The 22,235-nt window shown below is 69.8% G+C and carries 1 protein-coding gene; it reads right to left on the bottom strand.

The window, feature by feature from the left end:
* Nucleotides 1-10: 10 nt before the first annotated feature.
* Nucleotides 11-22,192, bottom strand: coding sequence for a non-ribosomal peptide synthase/polyketide synthase (locus tag Aple_RS11040; protein ID WP_155344436.1), 22,182 nt, complete (start codon nucleotides 22,190-22,192; stop codon nucleotides 11-13).
* Nucleotides 22,193-22,235: the final 43 nt, after the last annotated feature.

Here is a 22,235-nt window from a genome sequence, read left to right on the forward strand (position 1 = left end):
GGTTTCCTTCCTAGTCGATCTGGGTGGAATGGTTCACCAGGGCTTCGAGTGCCCGGAACCAGGACTGTGCGAGGTCTGTGACCGCCTCCTCGGAAAGCACGCGGGACGCGTAGGTCCAGGTGACGGCCAGTTCCGGGCCGGATGCCAGGTCTTCGGTGAGGGCGTTGACCGTGAGGGCGTGCGACATCGGCAGGCCGGGGTGGTCGCCGAGTTCGACGGCCTCGGGAGCCCACGACCAGTCGGTCCCTTCGGGGATCCCGAAGCGGCCCAGGTAGTTGAACTGGATCCACGGCTGATCGAACCGAGCCAGTTCGGGGCCGGTTCGCGGGTTGAGGTGACGCAGCAGACCATGCCCGGCGCCTTCCGATGGAAGCGCGGCGAGCCCGTCCCTGACCCGGGTGACCGCCTGGCCGAGCGGAAGCCCGGCGATGTCCAGCCGCACGGGCACCACGCTGGTGAACCAGCCGACCGTCCTGGACAGGTCGGCGTCCCCGGTCCGCCCGTGAGCCTCCAGGTCCACCAGAACGTCCTGAACCCCCCGCCACTCCATGACCGCCCGTGCCAGCGCGGTCAGCAGCACATCGTTGACGGTTCCGCCGAGTTCGGCGGGGACCCGGCTGAGCAGCGGTTCCGTCCAGCGGGCAGGCAGCGTCAGGCTGACGTGACGAGCGGTGCCCGCGACATCAACGGACGGATCCAGCGACAGATCATGACCCGGCCGACCTTCAGGAATGGGCGCACCATCCGGAACCGCGGGCCGGCCGGACAGGACTGATACCCACAGGGCCAGCTCGTCCTCGGTTGACGGGTCGGTGGCTCGTTCGAGGAGGTTCTGGGACCAGCGGGAGAAGGGGGTTTCCACTGGCTCCAGGGGTGTGCCGTGCCAGGCGGCGGCCAGATCGGGCAGGAGAACGCGCCAGGAGACGCCGTCGACCGCGAAGTGGTGGATGAGCAGGAAGAGGCGTCCCGGGCAGGCGGGGCCCATGTCGTACCAGACGGCGCGGACCATGTCGCCTGTGTCGGGGTTGAGGGTTGCCATGGCTTGTTCCGCGTGGGCGATGATGACCTCGGCGGACAGGGATTCGCAGGGGATTCGGGTGAGCCAGGTGGCCGCGTCCGTGGTTTCGGGTACGCGGAGGGTCCACGTGTCCGAGCGGTCGAGGCGGGCACGGAGCATGTCGTGGCGGTCGGCCAGGGCTTGCAGCATGGCGACCAGGCGGGATTCGTCGAGATCCGGTGGAGTCTGGACGAGAGCGGACTGGTGGTAGCCGTCGATCGGGCCGCCTCGTTCCCGGAGGGCGTGCATGATCGGCGTCAGCGGGACGATCTGTTCGGTTTCGCGGGCGGCGACACCGGCGATAGCGGCGACCGTGCGGTGCCGAAAGACCTGTCGCGGGGTGAGCTGGAAACCGGCGGATCTCGCCCGGCTGATCAGCCGCATGGCGAGGATGCTGTCTCCGCCGTGGGCGAAGAAGTCATCGTCGGCGCCGATGGCAGGCAGGCCGAGAATCTCAGCGAAGACCGCCGCCAAAGCCTGTTCTGTCTCCCCTTCGGCCGGTCGCCCGGCGAGGGTGAAGTCGGGCGCGGGCAGTGCGTTGCGGTCGAGTTTGCCGTTGGGCAGCAGCGGGAGCGCCTCCAGTGCCACCACGGCGGCCGGGACCATGTAATCGGGCAGCACGGCGGCGGCCGTCACCCGCAATTCCGCCGGATTGACGGTGTGGTCATCCGCCGGGACCACGTAGGCGACCAGATGCCGCACACCCGGGCGGTCCTCCCGGGCGACCACCACGGCCTGTGCGACCTGCCCGGCCTGTTCGAGGACGGCCTCGATCTCGGCGGGTTCGATGCGGAATCCACGGATCTTGAGCTGGTCATCGGCCCGGCCGCCGTATTCAAGCTGACCGTCCGCGTTCCAGCGGGCCAGATCTCCCGTGCGATACATCCGGTGGCCGGCCGGCCCGTACGGATCGGCGGTGAAACGCTCGGCGGTCAGGCCGGCCCGGCCGAGATAGCCACGCGCCAGACCAGGTCCGGACAGGTAGAGCTCGCCGGTCACCCCAGGCGGAACCGGGCGCAGCGCGTCGTCCAGCACGTATGCCCGGGTGTTGCCGACCGGGCGGCCGACAATCGGGTGATCGCTGTCGGAAACCCGGGCGATCAACGCGTCCACGGTGGCCTCGGTTGGGCCGTACAGGTTGACGGCATCGGTGGAGCGGAGACCGGCCAGCTCCGACCAGAGCGAAACGGGGACGGCCTCGCCGCCGACGCCGACGATCGCGAGCGGGCATTCGCCGTCCCGGATCAGTCCCGATTCGGCCATCTGAGCGAGGAAGGACGGGGTGACCTCGATGAAGTCGATCTTCTGGGCGCGAATGGCGGCGGCCAGCAGGTCCGGATCGCGGCGGGTTTCGTCGTCCATGACGTGCAGGGCGTGACCGTCCAGAAGCCAGAGCTGCGGCTGCCAGGACGCGTCGAAGGAGAACGACCAGGCGTGCCCGACCCGCAGATGACGCCGGCCGGTACGGCGTTTGGCCACATCATGGAGCATGCGACGGTGGCTGTGGAACAGGTTGATCACACCGCCGTGGCTGATCACGACGCCCTTGGGCTTGCCGGTCGACCCCGAGGTGTAGATGACGTATGCCGGGTTCCGGGGATCGATCGGGACGTCGAGATCGCCTCCGTCGAGCGCCGCGGTTTCCACGGTGTCCAGGTGGATCTGCGGCACATCGCCGGGCAGCGCGGTGTCAGCGGTGGTGAGGGCAAGTGAGGGCCGGGCGTCGTCGAGCATGTCACGGACACGTCCGCTTGGCAGGTCCGCGTCCACCGGCAGGTAGGCGGCACCCGACTTGAGCACGGCGAGGATGGCGAGAATGTAGTCGGCGGTGCGGGGTAGAGAGAGCGCGACGATCTCCTCCGGACCGGCCCCGTGCTCGACCAGCAGCCTGGCCAGCCTGTTGGCCCGCTCGTTCAGTTCGGCGAACGTCCAGGTGACCGGCCCCGCCACGACGGCGATCGCGTCCGGCGAGGCCGCGACCTGCGCCTCGAAGACGGCTGGAACGGTGCTGACCTCGCCGGGGACGGCGGTGTCGTTCCACACCTCCAGGATGGTGTGGCGATCATCCCGGGTAAGGATGTCGACGCTCCCGACCGGCTGCTCCGGGTCGGCGATCATCGCCTCGAAGACGCGGACCATGGAGTCGCCCAAGCGCTTGGCCGTGGCCCGGTCGAACAGGTCCGGCCGGTATTCGGCGGTCAGCGACAGCCGCTCCCCCGGCTCGACCGCCCACGTGAACGGGTAGTGGGTGGAGTCCTGATGATCGCGCACGCTCAGCCGCAGGCCCTCCTCCGGCTCTCCGGCGTCCGGATAGGACTCGAAGACCATCAGCGTGTCGAACAATTCACCGAACCCGGCCTGCCGTTGGATGTCGGCGAGGCCCAGGTGCTGATGCTCGATCAGCGCGGACTGCTCGTTCTGGATCCGCTCCAGGTAGCCGGAGATCGGCTCGCTCTCCCGGAGCCGGACCCTGACCGGGACAGTGTTGATGAACAGGCCGATCATCGCCTCCACACCGGGCAGCTCCGGCGGCCGCCCGGCCACGGTCGCACCGAACACGACGTCATCACGTCTGGTGAATCTGGAGAGCACGATGCTCCATGCTCCTTGAAAGAGCGTGTTGAGGGTGAGGCCGCGGCTCCTCGCGAGCGTGACGAGGGCGCCGGTCAGTTCGCGGCCGAGCAACGTGGTGATCGTCTCGGGCACCGCAGGAACGCGGTTCGGGTCAGCGGGCACCAGGTGCGTGGGCCCATCCAGCCCTGCGAGCGCACGCCCCCACGCGGTTTCCGAAGCCTGGACGTCCTGGCGGGCAAGCCACCTGAGGTAATCCCGATAGGGCGGTACGTCGACCGGCCGGGTGCCCGCATACAGTTCGGCGAGTTCCCGCATGAGCGGTGGCATCGACCAGCCGTCCAGCAACAGATGCTGGTGGGAGAACACGAGCCGGTGCCGCTCCGGTCCGACCCGCGCCAGCAGCATTCGCAACAACGGCGCCGCCTCCGGCCGGAACCGGCGACGCTCCTGCGCGAGATGGTCCTCCCATCGCTCATCCACCTGGGCATCATCGGGTGACCCTGCCGACGCGGCGGATTCCGGGAGATCGATCTGCCGCCAGGGCAGTGTGGCATCACGCGCGATGACGGCGACCGGCCGCCCGGTCGACAGATACCGGAAACCTGCCCGCAGGTTCTCATGCCGGTCGAGCAGCTTCTGTCCGGCCGCGCGCAGCCGGTCGGGATCGAGCGGACCTTCGATGTCATACGACACCTGCACGGTGTACACGTCCGGTCCCGAGTCCAATGAGGCGTGGAAAAGCAGCCCGGCCTGCAGCGGGGAGACCGGCAGGACGTCGGCTCCCACGGGCACCTCGGCGCGTTCCTCCGCCGAGAGTTCGATGAGCGCTCCCTGACCGTCGCCCTCGGAATCGCTGAGCGCTGTCGCGACTTCCGCCAGCGCGGCGGCGGTCCGATACCGGAAGACGTCCTTCGGCGTGATCACGAGCCCGGCGCTCCGGATGCGGCTCACCAGCTGCATGGCGACGATGCTGTCCCCGCCGAGGGCGAAGAAGTCGTCTGCTACGCCCACCCGCTCCAGCCCCAGCATGCCGGCGATCAGCTCAACCATGAGCTGCTCACGCGGTGTGCTGGGCAGCGTCATGGTGACCTCAGCGGTGAAGTCCACCAGAGGGAGTGCCTTACGGTCGAGCTTCCCGTTCACGGTAACCGGCACGGATTCGAGCTGCACGAATGCCGCCGGCACCATGTGCTCCGGCAGAACCTCCGCCGCATGGGCCCGGAGATCGGATCTGAGATCGGCACCGGCGGGCCGATCCTCGCCTTCCGTACCGGTATCCGGGCGACGGCCGTCGCCCGCGCCGGGCTCGGACTTGGGCACGACGTACGCGATCAAGCGCTGGTCCTGGGCGATGACGGTGGCGTGTGCGACGCCCTCATGCTGGCCCAGCACGCTTTCGATCTCCCCGAGTTCGATGCGGAAGCCCCGGATCTTCACCTGATCGTCGGCGCGGCCGAGGAAATCGAGCGAGCCGTCCGGGTTCCATCGGGCGAGGTCCCCGGTCCGGTACATCCGTGTTCCGGCGGGGCCGTAGGGGTCGGCGATGAATCGTTCTGCGGTGAGGCCGGGGCGGGCCAGGTAGCCGCGTGCGAGTTGCACCCCGGCCAGGTAGAGCTCGCCCACGGCTCCGGGTGGGACCGGCCGGAGGCCGGCGTCCAGGATGTACGTCCTGGTGTTCCAGACGGGCTTGCCGATTGGCACGTCGGTGGAACCCGGGTGGATCTCGATGGCGGTCACGTCCACGGCGGCCTCGGTCGGGCCGTAGAGGTTGTGCAGTCCGGCGTCGAGAACCTGGTGGAATCTCGCGGCGAGCGCGGCCGGGAGGGCTTCGCCGCTGCACATCACCTGCCGCAGTGTCGAGCAATCGCGTGCGGTGGGTTCCGCAAGGAACGCCCGCAGCATCGACGGCACGAAATGGGTGGTGGTGATCGCTTCGGCCTGGATGAGGCCGGCCAGGTAGGCGGGGTCGCGATGGCCGTCGGGACGAGCGACGACCAGGGCCGCGCCTGTGATCAACGGCCAGAAGAACTCCCAGACGGACACGTCGAAGCTGGACGGCGTCTTCTGCAGCACCCGGTCGCCTGCCGTCAGCCGGTATGTGTCCTGCATCCAGAGCAGCCGGTTGACGATGCCTTCCTGCGGGACGACCACGCCCTTCGGACGCCCTGTCGAACCCGACGTGTAGATGACGTAAGCGGGGTGCCGCGGATCATATGTCTCCGGCAGGTCGCCCAGCGGACCCTCCGGGATTCCATCGCGGAGCACGCATACCGGGCCGGAGTCCCGCAGCATGAACGCCAGGCGCTCCTCCGGATAGTCGGGATCCAGCGGGAGATAGGCCGCTCCCGCCCGATGTGTGGCCAGCAGGGCGACCACCAGGTCGACCGACCGGGGCAACGCGACGGCGACGGTACGCTCCGGCCCGGCGCCCATGCCCGCCAGCACCCGGGCAGCCGTCTCCACCCGCTGGTCGAGCTCCGCGTACGTCAGCCGCTGGTCCTCGAAAACGAGAGCCGGCGCATCCGGCGTCCTGGCCGCTTGCGCCCGGAACAGTTCGGGGAGCGTGGTATCCGGCACCGGCCGCTCGGTGTCGTTCCATCCGGTCAGCACCAGCTCGCGTTCGCCGTCGACAAGCACGTCCAGGCCGTTGACCGGCCGATCCGGATCGGTTACCACCTGCTCCAGCAACTTCACCAATCGCCGGGCCATCCGCTCCGCGGTTGCCTCGTCGAACAGATCGGAGCTGAACTCGATCCAGCCCTCCAGGGCATCGCCTCGCTCGATGAAGTCGAAGCTGAGATCGAACTTGGCCGTCTCCTGACCCAGCGGCTCAGATGCGACCCCCAGCCCCGGCAGATCCAGCGTGCCGTCCTGATCGCTCAGATAGACAACCATCACCTGGAACAACGGATGCCGGGCCAGCGACCTGACCGGATTCACCACCTCAACCAGCCGCTCGAACGGCAGATCCTGATGCTCATAAGCGGCCAGATCCGTCTCCCGGACCCGCCCCAGCAACTCCGCGAACGTCGGCGCCCCGGACACATCGGTCCGCAGCACGAGCGAGTTGATGAAGAAACCGATCAGATCTTCCAGATTCTCCTCACCCCGCCCGGAGATCGGCGTGCCGAGAGGAATGTCGTCACCCGCGCCGAGCCGGTGCAGCAGCACCGCCACCGCGGCCTGCGTGACCATGAACATACTCACGCCATGCGCCCGGGCCAGCGCCCGCAACCCCCCGACCAAAGCAGGCTCGACGGTCAGCCCGACCGCACCACCCCGATAGCTCGCCTCACTCGGACGCGGCCGATCCACCGGCAACGGCAGCTCATCGGGAAGCCCCGCCAGCGCCCGCCGCCAGTAGTCCAGCTGGACCTCCTGCACGCTCTCCAGCGAATCCCGATGCCACTGGGTGTAGTCGACGTACTGCACCGGCAACGGCGCCCAGCCGGGCGCCCGCCCCTCACGCCGCGCCTGATACGCCTCGGCCAGATCCCGCCGCAACGGCAGATCCGACCACTCATCCGCCGCGATGTGATGCACCACCAGCAACAACACATGCTCCCGCAGCCCGACCCGGAACACACACGCCCGAATCGGCACTTCACGGTCCAGCTCGAAACCACGCCCAGCCGCCGCAGCCAGCATCCCGGCCAGATCACTCTCCGCGACATCATCCACGTTGAGGGCGACGTGCGCCTGCTGGGGTGTGAGCACATGCTGATACGCCTGTCCGTCCCGATCGGGAAACACCGTCCGCAGGCTCTCGTGCCGCGCCACCAGATCCTGAAGCGCGGCGTCCAAGGCGGCCACATTTAGTTCGCCGGTCAGCCGCCACGCCATCGGGATGTTGTACGTGGAGTCAGGTCCTTCCAGCCGATGCAGCACCCACAGCCGCTGCTGCGCGAACGACAACGCCGGGAACTCGGGCCGTACCGCGAGGGGAGCGGGCGCGGGCCTGACCTCGCCCGCCTGCCGCAGCCGGACGGTGAGCCGTTCCGGAGTCGGCGCCTCGAACACCTCGCGCAGCGAAACCTCCGCGCCCAGCACCGCCCGGATCCGGCTCACCAGCCGCATCGCCAGCAGCGAATGACCGCCGAGCGCGAAGAAGTCCTCCTCGACCCCGACCCGCTCCGCACCGAGCACGGCGGCGAACAGCTCGCACATGATCTCCTCACGAGCGTTACTGGGCCGCCGCCCGGCGGTGGAACCGGACGAATCCGGGGTCGGCAGAGACGTGCGGTCCAGCTTTCCGCTGATCGATCGCGGGAGCTTGGCGAGTTCGACGAAGGCTCCTGGCACCAGGTGCTCGGGCACGCGCGCCGCGACGTATGCGCGTAGTTCGGCGGCGTCGATGCGGGTTCCGACTACATACGCGACCAGTCGCCGTACACCTGGGGTGTCTTCGCGGATGATGACGGCGGCCTGAGCGACAGTGGGGTGGCCGCGCAGGACGGCCTCGATCTCGCCGGGTTCGATCCGGAAGCCGCGGAGTTTGACCTGGTCGTCGGCCCGGCCGAGGAAGTCCAGGGCACCGTCGGAGCGCCGGCGGGCCAGGTCGCCGGTGCGGTAGAGGCGTCCGCCCGGCTCGCCGAAGGGGTCGGCGACGAAACGTTCCGCGGTCAGCGCGGGGCGGCCGAGATACCCGCGCGCGAGCCCTTCGCCGGACAGGTAGAGCTCACCGGGAACACCGACAGGGACGGGCTGCAGGGTCGCGTCCAGGACATGGGCCCGGGTGTTGGCGATCGGCGCCGCCCATTGACGAGGGCCGTGCCAGCCGTAGGCGTCGACGGCACATTCGGTCGGGCCGTACAGATCGTGCACGACAGTGTTCGGGAGGGCGCACAGTCTGGCCCAGAGTTCGGGCGAGGTGGCCTCACCGCCGACGGCGAGGACCTTCGGCAGGTAACCGTCCAGGAAGCCGTGGTGGACGAGTTCTTGCAGGTATGTGGGGGTGAGATCGATGAAGCCGATCTCGTGGTCCGCGACGTAGTCGAGCAGCGCCGCCGGGTCGGTCATCGTGCGTTCGTCCAGCACGTGGAGTTCGTGGCCGGCGAGGAGCCAGAGCAGCGGCTCCCACGAACCGTCGAAACTGAACGACGCCGCATGCATCGCCCGAATGGTCCCCGGCCCGGCTGGATCGATGAGGTCGGCCCGGTGCGACCCGAATAGGTTGCTGAGCCCGCGATGCGTCCCGACGACGCCCTTGGGCATTCCGGTCGAACCCGACGTGTAGATGACATACGCGGCGGAATCCGGCGGCACGGATACGGGCGCGAGTCCCCCACCATGCTCTAGATCGTCGAGCGTGACGATGCCGGGCAGGTCGAGGTCCGCCGTGCTGAGAACGCATACCGCACCGGTGTCGTCGAGCATGTATCGCAGGCGTTCCACTGGATAGGCAGGGTCCAATGGCAGATACGCCGCACCTGCGGCGAGCACGCCGAGAATGGCTGGAACCATCTCCGACCTGGGCAAAGCCAGGCCGACCACATCCTCGAAGCCGATCCCCCGTTGCTTGAGCATGCGGGCGATGCTGTCAGCCCGCACCGACAATTCCGCGAAGGTCAAACGCCGGCTGCCGGTCACGAGAGCGGTCTGATGCGGTTTGTTCCAGGCGGCTTCGGCGAACAATTCCGGCACACTGCGCCGCTCGATCGGCCGCTCGGTGTCGTTCCAGCTGTTCAGGCGCTCTTCGGCGGTGAGCACCGAGAATCGGCTGATGGGAATTTCGGTTTCCGCCGCCAGGAGTCCGAGCAGGGCGACGGCGCGCTCGGCGAGCGCCTGCGCGGTACCCGAATCGCACCGATCGGTCGCGTACTCCAGCAGCAGGGTGATTTCGGAGACATGGTCGACGAAGGTGAAGTCGAGGTCGAATTTGGCGGTCTCGATCCGGGTCGGCCACCACTCGGTGGATAGGCCCAGCACGTCGGGGTCGCCGTCCGGGCGGTAGTGATAGCCCAGCATCACCTGAAATAAGGGGTTACGTCCGGGCACGCGGGGCGGGTTGATCGTCTCGACCAGGCGCTCGAAGGGCAGGTCCTGATGCTCGAACGCGGCTAGATCCGCATCCCTGACCCGGGCCACCAGCTGGGCGAACGTCGGATCGCCGGACACATCGGCGCGCAGGACCAGCGTGTTGACGAAGAAGCCGACCAGGTCGTCCAGGTTCTCGTCGGTTCGACCGGCGATGGGAGCGCCAAGGGGGATGTCTTCTCCCGCGCCCATTCGGTGCAGCAGCGCGGCGACGCCCGCCTGGAGCAGCATGAACATGCTCGTCCCGGTTTCGGCGCAGAGCTCCCGCAGCACGCGAGCCGTGTCGGCGGGCACTTCCGCCCGAACCAGCCCACCACGTCCATCCGGATCCGCCGACCTGGGCCGGTCGAGCGGCAGCGGAATCTCCTCGGGCAGCCCGTCCAGCACGCGCGTCCAGAACCCGAGTTGCCGTTCACCGTCGTCCGCCAGTAGATCGTTCTGCCAGAGCGTGTAGTCGGCGTACTGCACCGGTAGCGGCGCCCACCCCGGCCGGCCGCCGCCCTTTCTGGCCTGGTACGCGACGTCCAGATCAGCCAGGAACGGCCGATCCGACCATTCGTCGGTGGCGATGTGGTGCAACACGATCGCGACCACGTGATCGTCGGCCGCGACCCGGAACACATCCGCCCGAACCGGCATCTCCCCGGCCAGGTCGAACGGCCGCTGAACCGCTTCCCGCACCCGTTCGTCCAGCAACTCCGGCGCACAGTTCTGGACCGCGAAGCCTGGCTCACCATCCAAGATCATCTGGTACGGCTCGCCTTCGTGTTCCACGAAGACCGTCCGCAGCGCCTCATGCCGCACGGCGACATCGGCCAGTGCCTGCCGCAACGCGTCCAGGTCCAGTTCCCCGCGAAGCCGTACAACCAGCGGGAAATGATATGCGTCGCCGCCGCTGAGCCGCTCGGCCAGCCACAACCGGCGCTGCGCGGCCGACACCGGAATGCGCTCAGGCCGGTCGGCGACCGCCACCACGGGCGGGCGCGCGGGCTTGCCCGCGTCCGCGCGTTCGGCCAGCAGCGCGGGCGTGGGCGCTTCGAACAGGTCACGGATGGCCAGTTCGGCTCCGAGCTCGACCCTGGCCCTGCTGATCAGCCGCGTCGCGAGCAGTGAATGCCCGCCGAGATCGAAGAAACTGTCCTCCGCCCCGGCCGCCGGAAGCGCGAGCACCTCCGCGAAGAGCCGGCAAAGCACCTCTTCTCGCGGGGTACGCGGTCCGCGCCCGTTTGACGCCACGACGGGTTCTGCGTCCGGTAGGGCCGAGATGTCGAGCTTCCCGTTGTCGTTCATCGGAAGGCGGTCGAGTACGACGAAAGCCCCGGGAACCATGTAGTCGGGCAGTTCCTGCCGCAATTCCTCCCGGACTCGGGCCACCAGCCCTCCGGCCTGCCGCCCCGCCACCGGGGCGTTCGCGTACGGAGGAGTGCCGCCTCCTTGCCGATACAGCCCCGAAGTGAGGCGAACCTCGCCGCGGATGAAGACCGCCTCGAACCGCCCGGCTTCTCCCGACCAGGTGGTGAGCACCTGATACCCCTCCGCGGCGGCGACTTCCCGCAGCTCCTGGGGCTCAATCCCCGAAATGGTGACACCACGCTCGGTACTAATCCGCCCATCCGGGACGCCGGTCAGACGCAGCGCGTTTTTGTCGGTGGCGGCGTGCACGATGTCCGCGTGTTCAACCAGCTCAGGCCGCCAGGCCCGCAGAAGCGCCGCCAGCTGATGCTGCCACTGTGGTGGCTGCTGGTTCTCTTCTTCGGTCGCCGGCGCCGGTTCGTGGAGTTCGAGGAGGGTCTGCCAGTCGAGGGTGGGTTCGTCCCCCAGGCGGAGGTCGGGCGTGTCGTCGTAGAGGACGACGTCGTAGCGGTAGCGGGTGAGCTCGTTGTGGTGGCGGCCGCCCTTGGTGCGCAGGTCCACGGCGTGGCCGAGGGTGGTGAAGTAGTCGGGGTCGACCAGGAGTTCCTTCTCCAGGGCGAGGCCGCGGTCGGCGGCCCGGCTGACCTGGTCCGGGGAGGTGTCCGGGGTCGCGCGGGCGAGCTGGATGGCCGTGTGGAAGGTGCGGGCCGAGCGCAGGTCGCGGACGTCGCCGACGAACAGGGCGCCGCCCCGGGCGAGCAGGGGCATCACGCCGGAGATGACCTCGGTCAGGTGGTCGATGCTGGGGAAGTACTGGATGACCGAGTTGATGATGATCGTGTCGAAGTAGCCGACCGGCAGGCCGTCGGTGGCGTTGGCGGGCTGGCAGCGCAGCGTGACCTTGGCGGCCAGTTCGGGGTCGCGGCGCAGGTCTTCGCCGATCTTGCGGATCACCGGCGCGGCCAGGTCGGTCGCCCAGTACGTCTCCGCGTCCGGGGCCAGCTGGGACAGGAGGAGGCCGGAGCCGACGCCGATCTCCAGGATGCGGCGGGGGCGCAACGCCCTGATCCGGGCGACGGTCTGGGCCCGCCATTCCCGCATGTGCTCGATCGGGATCGGGGTTCCGTCGTAGCTGCTGTCCCAGCCCGCGAAGTCCTCGGTGAAGACGGCGGTGCCGATCTGCTCGTACTCGTCGGAGTAGATCTCCTGCCATTCGCCGATCTGGGCGAGTTCGGCGGATTCCCGCTCGTCGCCGGTGAGTTCGGCGGGCACCAGGTAGGCGACCAGCCGCTGGCCGCCCGCCGGGTCGTCGCGGGCGATGACGGCGGCCTGGGCGACCCCCGGTCGACGGGTGAGCACGGTCTCGATCTCGCCGGGTTCCACTCGGTGGCCGCGGATCTTGACCTGGTCGTCGGTGCGGCCCAGGAAGTCGAGGCTGCCGTCCGGGCGGCGGCGGACCAGGTCGCCGGTGCGGTAGAGGCGTTCGCCGGGCTCGCCGTACGGGTCGGCGACGAAACGTTCGGCGGTCAGGGCCGGGCGGCCGAGGTAGCCGCGCGCCAGGCCGATGCCCGCGATGTACAGCTCGCCGGGGACGCCGTCGGGGACCGGGCGCAGCCAGCCGTCCAGGATGTGCGCGCGGGTGCCCCGGATGGGGCGGCCGACGGTGGAGGTGGCGCTGTCGTGGGTGCCGCCGCCGAGGGTATTGATCGTGTATTCGGTGGGGCCGTACAGGTTGTAGCCGTAGGTGCCTTCGGTGTCGCGGAGCCTGGTCCACACGGTTTCCGGCACGGCCTCGCCGCCGAGCAGCACGAGCGGCGGGCGGTGGCCCTCCAGCAGTCCTTCCTCGATGAGCAGGTGGGCGTAGGTCGGGGTGACGTTGACGACGTCCACCCGGTGCGCCTCGCAGTAGGCGACCAGGGCTTGCGCGTCGCGGCGGAGCTCCTCGTCGCACACGTGCACCTCATGGCCCTCGACCAGCCAGAGCAGCTCTTCCCACGACATGTCGAACGCGAACGACACGGTGTGCGCGATCCGCAGCCGCCGCCCGCCCGCCGACGCGACCGCCGGATCGAAGATCTCCCGCTGATGGTTGAGCTGCATGTTCGTCAGCCCGCGGTATGGCGTGACGACGCCCTTCGGCCGTCCCGTGGAACCGGAGGTGTAGATCACGTACGCCGGGTGTTCCAGGCTGAACGCCGGACGGTCGGCCTCGGTGATCGGCCCGGCGGGCAGCGCGGCCAGGTCGGCTTCGATCTCGTCGAGCAGGACCCTGGGCATGTCCCCGGCCAGCCGCGCCGACACCGCGCCGGTGGACAGCAGGAACTGGGGTCGCGCGTCGGCCAGCATCGCGGCCAGCCGGTCGTCGGGATAGTCCAGCTCCAGCGGCAGGTAGGCGGCTCCGGTGCGGAGCACGGCGAACAGCGCCGCCACCATGTCGATGGATCGCGGCAGGCCGAGCGCGACGATCCGCTCCGGCCCGGCGCCGCGGGCCAGCATCAGCCGGGCCAGGCGGTTGATCCTCGCGTCCAGTTCGGCGTAGGTGACCGTACGGTCGCCGAAGACGAGCGCGAGAGCGTCGGGGGTGCGAGTGGCCTGGACGGCCAGCAGGTCGGCGATGGTCTCCTCGGGGACGGGCACGCGGCTGGGCGCCCATTCGAGCTCCAGCGCGGTCCGCTCGGCGGGGAGCAGGGGGTCGAGGCTGCCGACGGGGGCGTTCAGATCGCCGGCCAGCCGCTCCAGGAGGAGGGCGAACCGGTCGAGCAACGTTTGTGCCCGGGCGTGGTCGATCAGGTCGGGGCGGTGGGTGAGGGTCACCCTGATCCGGTGGCCGGGGGTCACGATCAGGTTGATCGGGTAGTGGGTGGCGTCCACGTTGGCGACGGCGGTCGCGCCATACCGGTCGTGGAGGTCGGTGAGACGGTCCTCGGTGTCGCCGTCGCGCAGCACGAAGAGGGTGTCGAACAGCCGCCGATGACCGGTCTCAGCCTGCAGCACGCCCAGGCCGAGGTATTCGTACGGCATGAGGGCCAGGCGTTCGCCCTGGATCCGGCGCAGCAGCGCGAGCACCGATTCGGCCGGATCGAAGGCGACGCGAGCCGGGACGGTGTTGAGGAACATGCCGATGACGTTCTCGACCTCGGGCACCTCGCTCGGGCGGCCCGCGACCGTGGTGCCGAACACCACGTCGGTTCGGCCGGTCGCGCTCGCGAGCACCAGCCCCCAGGCGGCGTTGAGCAGCGTGTTGAGGGTAAGGCCGTTGCCCCGGGTCGCCGCGCGCAGCCGGTCGGCGAGCACGGCGGGCAGTTCGGTGTCGAGGCTCTCCGGGATGACGGGGTTCTCGCCCGCGTCGGCGAGCAGGGTGGGTTCGGCGAGGCCATCGAGGGCGGCTCGCCAGGCCTGGGTGGCGACGGTCGTGTCCTGGGCCGCCAGCCAGGTGAGGTAGTCGCGGTAGCTGCCCGGCGGGGGGAGGGCGCGGTCGTCGCCGGTGGCGTAGAGGGCGAAGAGCTGGGCGAAGAAGAGCCAGGCCGACCAGCCGTCCCACAGCAGCAGATGCCGGCCGACGACCAGCCTGTCGCCGCGGCCGTCACCCAGCCGGATCAGGAGGAGCCGGAACAGCAGCGGCCGGGACAGGTCGAACCGGCGGGTGCGCTCTTCGGCGATCACCTCGGCCATCCGGGCGTCCCGCTCCTGCGGGGGCAGGCCGGACAGGTCGACGACGTGCAGGGGGATCTCCGGGTCGGCCACGATGAACTGCACCGGCTGGCGCAGGCCTTCGCTGGTGAATCCGGCGCGCAGGCTGGGGTTGCGGTCGAGCAGCAGCCGGACGGCGCGGCGCAGGCGGCCCGCGTCGAGCGGGGTGGCGAAGTCGAAGGACTCGTGGACGGTGTAGACGTCCAGGGCGCTGTCGTCGTAGGTGGCGTGGAAGAACAAGCCCTCCTGGAGGGGCGCCAGCGGCCAGATGTCGTCCACCGCGCCGAGCCGGCGCACGCGCTCGACTTCCTCAGCCGTGAGGGCGAACGTGTCGGCGGTGGGCGCGACCTCCGACGCGTTGGGGGCGGTGGCCGCGAGGGCGGCCGGGGTGCGGTGTTCGAAGACGTCGCGGGGGCTCAGATCGAGTCCGGCGCGGCGGGCGCGGCTGGAGACGCCGATCGAGGTGATGCTGTCGCCGCCGAGCAGGAAGAAGTCGTCGTCCGCGCCGACCTCGGGCAGCTTCAGCACGGCGGCGAAGATCTCGGTGAGCAGGTGTTCGCGTGCGCCGCTCGGAGCCCGGCTCCCGGCCTTGACGGCTTGGGGCGCGGGCAGGGCGTCCCGGTCGAGCTTTCCGCTGGGGCTCAGCGGCAGGTCGTCGAGCCACACATACGCGGTGGGGACCATGGCGGGGGGCAGCGCGGCTTCCAGGGCCTCCCGCAGTGCCTCCTCGGGTTGTTCTCCGGCGGCCGGAACCAGGTAGGCGACGAGGGACGAACCGTGCACGGTCACCGCGGCGCGGACGACCTCGGGCAGCCGGACCAGGGCGGCTTCGATCTCGCCGAGTTCGATCCTGTTCCCGCGCAGCTTGATCTGCCGGTCGGTGCGTCCCAGGTAGTCGATGGTGCCGTCATCCCGGCGGCTGACCAGGTCGCCGGTCCGGTACATGCGGCTGCCCGGTTCGCCGTAGGGGTCGGCGACGAAACGTTCCGCCGTAAGGCCCGGGCGGGCGTGATAGCCACGAGCGAGCTGTACGCCACTGAGGTAGAGCTCGCCCGGAACTCCGGCGGGGACGGGACGCAGGCACAGATCCAGGACACGGAGCCCGGTGTTCCAGACCGGGCGTCCGATCGGGACCACCGCGCCTTGCAGGTCCGCCGATGCCTCGCATGGGTGATAGGTCACGTCCACGGCTGCTTCGGTCGGGCCATACAGGTTGTGCAGGGGGGTGCCCGTGAGCGTCAGCCAGCGAGTGGCGGCGGAGTCGAGCAGCGCCTCACCGCTGCTGAACACGCGGCGGAGGCTCGCGGCCCAGCTGGGATCGGCGGTGATCTCTTCGGCCGCCAGGAACGCCTCCAGCATCGACGGCACGAAGTGCATCGTGGTGACGTTCTGCTCGCGGATGAGCCCGGCGAGGTAGGCGGGATCCTGATGCCCGCCCGGCTTGGCGAACACCACGGCCGCGCCTTCGCACAACGCCCAGAAGAACTCCCAGACGCTCACATCGAACCCGGCCGGAGTCTTCTGAAGAACGCGATCGTCGGCGGTGAGCCGATACTCGCTCTGCATCCACGCCAGCCGATTGACGATCGCCCGATGCGTGACGGCAACGCCCTTGGGCCGTCCAGTCGACCCCGAGGTGTAGATCAGGTAGGCGGGATGGTCCGGCTTGGCCACCTCGGCCTCAACCGCGGACAGTTCGGGGGTCACCGCTTTCCCTCCCGATCCGACCGCGACTTTCGCTCCGGCTCCGGTATTGGCGTCGGCTTCAGCTCCGGCTTCGTCCGAAGAGTCCAGTTCGGTCGATTCGAAGTCGAACGCAGGATGGTTCGGCCGGGAGACTTCGACCTCAAATACGTGAGTGTTCGAGCCCGCAGCTTCAGCTTCGGAGTTCCCGCTGTCGGCCTCGGCGCTGATCTGGCCGCGGCAGTCGGGGGCCTCTGGCGTGACGGATTCGAGGAGGTCGGGGGTGTCGATGACCAGGCGGGTGAGGCCGGTGGTTTCGGGGAGGCGGGGGATCGCGGCCGAGGTCGTCACGATGGTGCGGGCGCCGGAGTCGGCGAGCATGTAGGCGACCCGGTCGGCGGGATAGTCGAGGTCCAGGGGAAGGTAGGCCGCGCCGGATTTCAGGACCGCGAGGAGGGCGATCATCAGGTCGGCCGATCTGGGGACGGCTACCGCGACGACTTGTTCGGGGCGGGCTCCGGTGTTTCGCAGGTGGTCGGCGAGGGTCTCGGCGCGGGTGTCGAGGTCAGCGTAGGTGAGGTGTTCGCCTTCGTAGATCACGGCGGTGGCGTGGGGGGTTCTGGCCGCCTGGGATTCGAATGCGGCCGCCAGCGTGGTTTCTGGAATGTCCACGCGCGTCCCGGCCGGGTGTGCGGCGGCGAGTTCGTCGGTGGAGAGCAGGTCGAGGGTGGCCACCGTCTGGGCCGGGTCTGTGGCGAGTGCGCGGAGGATGCGTACCAGGCGGTCGGCGATGCCGTGGACCGTGGCGGGAGCGAGTCGCTGGGCGTGGTACTTGAGGACCAGGTCGAGGCGGCGGCCCGGCTTCACGATGAGAGCCAGCGGATAGTGCACGGTGTCGTGGAAAGCGTGGCCGGTGATCCGGACAGTTCCCGACGGGTCGGTGAGGTCGGCTTCGGCCGGATAGTTCTCGAAGACCACGAGGCTGTCGAACAGGTCGCCGCCGCCGGTGTGCCCGGCGAGCCGATGGAGTTCGGCCAGGCCGAGGTGCTGGTGGTCGAGCAGGGCGGCCTGCTCCTCCTGGAGGCGTTCGAGCAGCTCGCCCAAGGTCGAGGCGGGACGCCAGCGGAAACGCGTGGGCAGCGTGTTGATGAACAGGCCGACCATGGATTCGACGCCTTCGACTTCGGCGTCGCGGCCGGAGACCGTGGTGCCGAACACCACGTCCTCCCGGCCCGCCGACCGGCCGACCAGCAACCCCCAGGCCGCCTGGACCACGGTGCCGAGCGTGACCCCGTGTTCCCTCGCCCGGCCCGCGAGGCGGGCGGTGACGTCCTCGCCCAGCTCCACACGTACCTGACCGGGCACCGGGGCTCCGGCGACGATCGGGCTGGTGATCAGACGGGTCGGCTCGTCGATCCCGGCGAGGGCGCCCTTCCAGACCTCGCGGGCGGCATCCTTGTCCCGCTCCCCCAGCCGCCGCAGGTGGACCAGGTAGGGCGTGACCTCCGGCAGCTCCGCGGAGGTCCCGTAGAGCGCCATCAGCTCCCGGTGCAGGACCGGCAACGACCAGCCGTCCGCGACGATGTGGTGGAAGGTCAGCACGAGCCGGCTCTGGCCGGGGTCGACCCGCACCAGCGCGAATCGGACGAGCGGCGGGCGACCGAGATCGAAAGGCGTGGCCCGCTCCTCCGCCACCACCGCCTCCACCGCGGCTCCCGAGACCTCACGCCAGGGAAGTTCCAGCCCGGCGGCGATGATCTGCACCGGCAGCCCATCGGGGCGGAGCCGGAAGCAGGCGCGCAGCGGAGCATGCCGTTCCAGCAGTCTCTGGGCGGCGCGTCGCAGCGTCGGCCCGTCCACCGCGCCGGACAGCTCGATGACCTGTTGCACGACGTAGGCGTCCGCGTCCGCCCCGTCGACCAGCGAGTGGAAGAAGAAGCCCTCCTGGAGAGGGCTCAGCGGCAGCAGTTCCTCCACCGTCACCGGGTGATCGCCCTGCACGCGCGCGAGTTCCTCGTCCGGCAGTTCCACCAGTGGCTCGACGGCCTCTTCGACGTCGATCCGGTCCACCGCGACCGAGGCCAGCGCGGCCACCGTTCGATGCCGGAACACGTCCCGGGAGGTCAGCCGGAGCCCGGCCTCGCGAGCCCCGACCAGCAGCCGGATTGCGGTGATGCTGTCCCCGCCGAGGGCGAAGAAGTCGTCGTCGATCGTGGCCGCGTCCACGCCGAGCACCTGCGCGTACAACCGGCAGAGCAGCTCCTCACGCGGATCCCGCGCGGCACGACCGGAACTCAGCGCCCCATAGTCGGGAGCCGGAAGCGCCGACGCGTCGATCTTGCCGCTCGACGTGACCGGAATGCGATCGATCGGAACGAAAGCGGCAGGAACCATGTAGTCCGGCAGCCATTCCGCGGCGTGTGCCCGCAGAGTCCGCATCAAGGCGGAGACATCACGGAACGGCGCGGGAGTGTTGGCCAGCCGCACGGCACCATTCAGCCGATAGGGGGCGAACCCGGCCGCCGAATCCTCAGCGGACCCGTTCGAGTCCTGAGCGGACCCCTTCGGAGCCTGAGCGAGTTCCTTCGGACCCTGAGCGGGCTCCTCCGGATCCTGAAGTGGCGCCTCCAAATCCTGAGAGGGCTCCTTGGTGAAGATCGCGTCGAGGCTGCCGTCGTCGGCGTGGCCGGTCCAGGTGAGGATCAGCCGGTAACCGAGCCGGTCGGCGAGGGTGTGCAGGGCTTCGGGGTCCGCGCCTGGTATGGCCGTGGCCGATCGGCTGTCGTCCTGGATGGAGGCGAGAGCCGCCAGGTCGTCGGTCAGCCGGACGTTGGGGATGCCGGTGACCCGCAGGTAGGAAGGGTCGGTCGTGAGACGGGGTTCGAGGGCGGGGAGGCCGCCCAGGGTGGTCCAGGTGATTTCGGAGGCGTAGGCAGGGGCGGCGTAGCCGGGTGGTCCGTCCTGCGCGCCGGAGATGAGCCCGGAGGGGGAGGCGTAGGCAGGTGGTCCGTCCTGCGCAGTAGGAGCGAGCCCGAAGGAAGTGGCGTAGCCAGGAGGTCCGTCCTGCGCGCTGGGGGTGAGCCCGGAAGAAGTGGCGTAGCCGGGTGGTCCGTCCTGCGCAGTAGGAGTGAGCCCGGACGAGGCAGTAGGGGTGAGCCCGGCGTAACCAGGAGGTCCGTCCGGCGTGATGGGGGTGAGACCGGTGGAGGTGGGGCGGAGGAGCGCGTCGTAGCGGTAGCGGGTGAGTTCGTTGTGGTGGGCGCCGCGCTTGATTCGGATGTCGGCGGTGAAGCCGGGGAGGGTGGCGAAGTAGTCGGGGTCGAGGAGGAGTTCGCCTTCCCAGGACACCGAGCGGTCGATGGCGGAGCGGAGTGCCTGCTTGTCGGCGGGGGTTCCGGCCCGGCGGGATTCGACGGCGGCGCGGAGGCAGTGGAGCAGGCGGAGGTTGCGGATGTCGCCGATGAACAGGGCTCCGCCGGGGGTCAGCAGGGTGGCCGCCTGGCGGATGACGTCGGTCAGGTAGTCGGCGCTCGGGAAATACTGCGCGACCGAGTTGATCACGATCGTGTCGAAGGAACCTGCGGGGAGCCCGGTCACGTCATGTGCGGGCTGGGCCCGGAGTTCGATCCTGTCGGCCAGGTCGAGGGGCAGCTGGGCGCGCAGGGTGTTGACGGCTTCGGCGGAGAGGTCGGTGCCCCAGTAGGAGTCGCATGCCGGGGCGATGCGGGACAGCAGGAGGCCGCTGCCGACGCCGATCTCCAGGACGCGGCGGGGGCGGAGCTCGGTGATGCGGGCGACGGTGGCGTCACGCCATTCGCGCATCTCCTCGACGGGGATGGGCAGCCCGTCGTACATGCTGTTCCAGCCGGCGAAGTTCTCCTGGTAGCTCTCGGTTCCGGCCGCCTGGTAGAGGAGTTCGTGCAGGTCCTTCCAGGCGCCGACTTGGTCGCTCGCGTCGCCGGCGTGCAGGGCGGGCACGACGTACGCGGCGAGGCGGCGGTCGCCGGGGCGGTCCTCGCGGACCACGACGGCGGCCTGGTCGACGGCCGGGTGGGTGCGCAGCACGGATTCGATCTCGCCGGGCTCGATGCGGAAACCGCGGATCTTCACCTGGGAGTCGGCCCGGCCGAGGAACTCCAGCCGCCCGTCCTGCCGCCAGCGGACCAGGTCCCCGGTCCGGTAGAGGCGCTCCCCCGGCTCGCCGAAGGGGTCGGCGACGAAACGTTCCGCGGTGAGGCCGGGCCGCCCGAGGTAACCACGGGCCAGGCCCGCGCCGCCCAGGTAGAGCTCCCCGGTGACTCCGGCGGGAACCGGCTTGAGCCGCGCGTCCAGCACGTACGCCCGGGTGCCCGGGTCGGGGATGCCGATGGGCACGATCGATCCGGGAGCGATGTCGGGGTCGCAGAGGCCGAGGGTGGAGTTGGTGGTGGCCTCGGTCGGGCCGTAGGCGTTGAACATCATGCGGCCGCGGGCGTACCGGGCGACGAGTTCGGGCGAGACGCGTTCGGTTCCGGCGAGCAGGGTGGCCGCCGGCGGCAGGCGTACGCCGTCGGGCATCGCGTCGAGCAACGCCGGGGGGAGGATCATGAACGTGATGCCGTTGGCGTTCGCGTAGTCGGCGAGCGGGGCGCCCGGGACGCGGCGTTCGGAGGGGACGACGACGAGGCGTCCGCCGGAGAGCAGGCCCAGGCAGAGATCCCAGAAGGCGACGTCGAAACCGGGCGAGGCGAACTGCAGGACCCTGCTGTGCGGGCCGATGCCGAACCGTTCGCTCTGGGTGGCGACGAGTTTGGCGACACCGGCGTGGGAGAGCACGACGCCCTTGGGGCGGCCGGTGGAGCCGGAGGTGTAGATGACGTAGGCGGCGTTCCCGGCACGCAACGGGCCGCGGTCGGCCTCGGCGGGATCGTGGGACGGGCGGTTCTCCAGCTCACGCAGCGACTCCGGCGCGTCGAGCACCAGGACGGGCAGCCCGTCCACACACGGAAGCTCGCCCGCCATGTCCGCGGTCGTGACCAGGCAGGTCGGCGTGGCGTCGCCGAGCATGTAGGCGATCCGGTCCGCGGGATAGTCGGTGTCCAGCGGCAGGTACGCGGCCCCGGACTTCAGCACGGCCACCTCGGCCACGATCAGCTCGGCCGACCGGGGTACGGCGAGCGCGACGACCCGCTCCGGCCCCGCCCCGCGCGCGATCAGCGCGTGCGCGAGCCGGTTGGCCCGCTCGTCCAGCTCCGCGTAGGTGAGCCTGGTCTCCTCGAAGACCAGAGCGACCTCGTCCGGCCGCAGCCGCACCTGCGTGGCGAACATGTCCGGCCAGGTGAGCGTCGGCACGGAATGTCCGGTGGCGTTCCAGTCGAGCAGGATCCGGCGCCGCTCTTCGAGGCTCAGCAGCTCCAGCTCCCCGATCGGCGACTCGGGTCGATCCTGCCCGTCGGCCAGCAGCCGGGCGTAGTGCCCGAGCATGTGATCGATGGCGGATGCCTCCAGCAGATCTGGCCGGCACTTCACCTGGACCTGGCCGGATTCGACCTCCAGCGGGAGATCCAGCACCCCGAGCCCTCGAACGCCGCCCTCGCCCGCTTTCAGGACAAGTCCGGCGTCTCCCGGCGTGGCCGTGGCGACCTGGGCGGACAAGTCGGCGAAGGTCGTTTCCGGGGTGACGCGCAGGTGCAGGGGCCTGCCGTCCTGGTCGATCGTGAGATCGGTGCCGCCGCCGTAACGGTGCAGCAGGGCCGCATACGCTGCGAGCGCTTCCTCCCTCTTCGGGGTACGGATGAGCTGCCGACGCCAGAACTCCATCGATTCCTCGATACCGGACACCGAAGACCAAGCCTCCCAAACT

Origin of the sequence: Acrocarpospora pleiomorpha, assembly GCF_009687885.1 — a bacterium.
GTDB lineage: Bacteria > Actinomycetota > Actinomycetes > Streptosporangiales > Streptosporangiaceae > Acrocarpospora > Acrocarpospora pleiomorpha.

Excerpts from the sequence above, each read along its gene's own strand:
- Aple_RS11040 (WP_155344436.1), bottom strand. The coding sequence starts at position 22,192 with ATGGAGTTCTGGCGTCGGCAGCTCATCCGTACCCCGAAGAGGGAGGAA.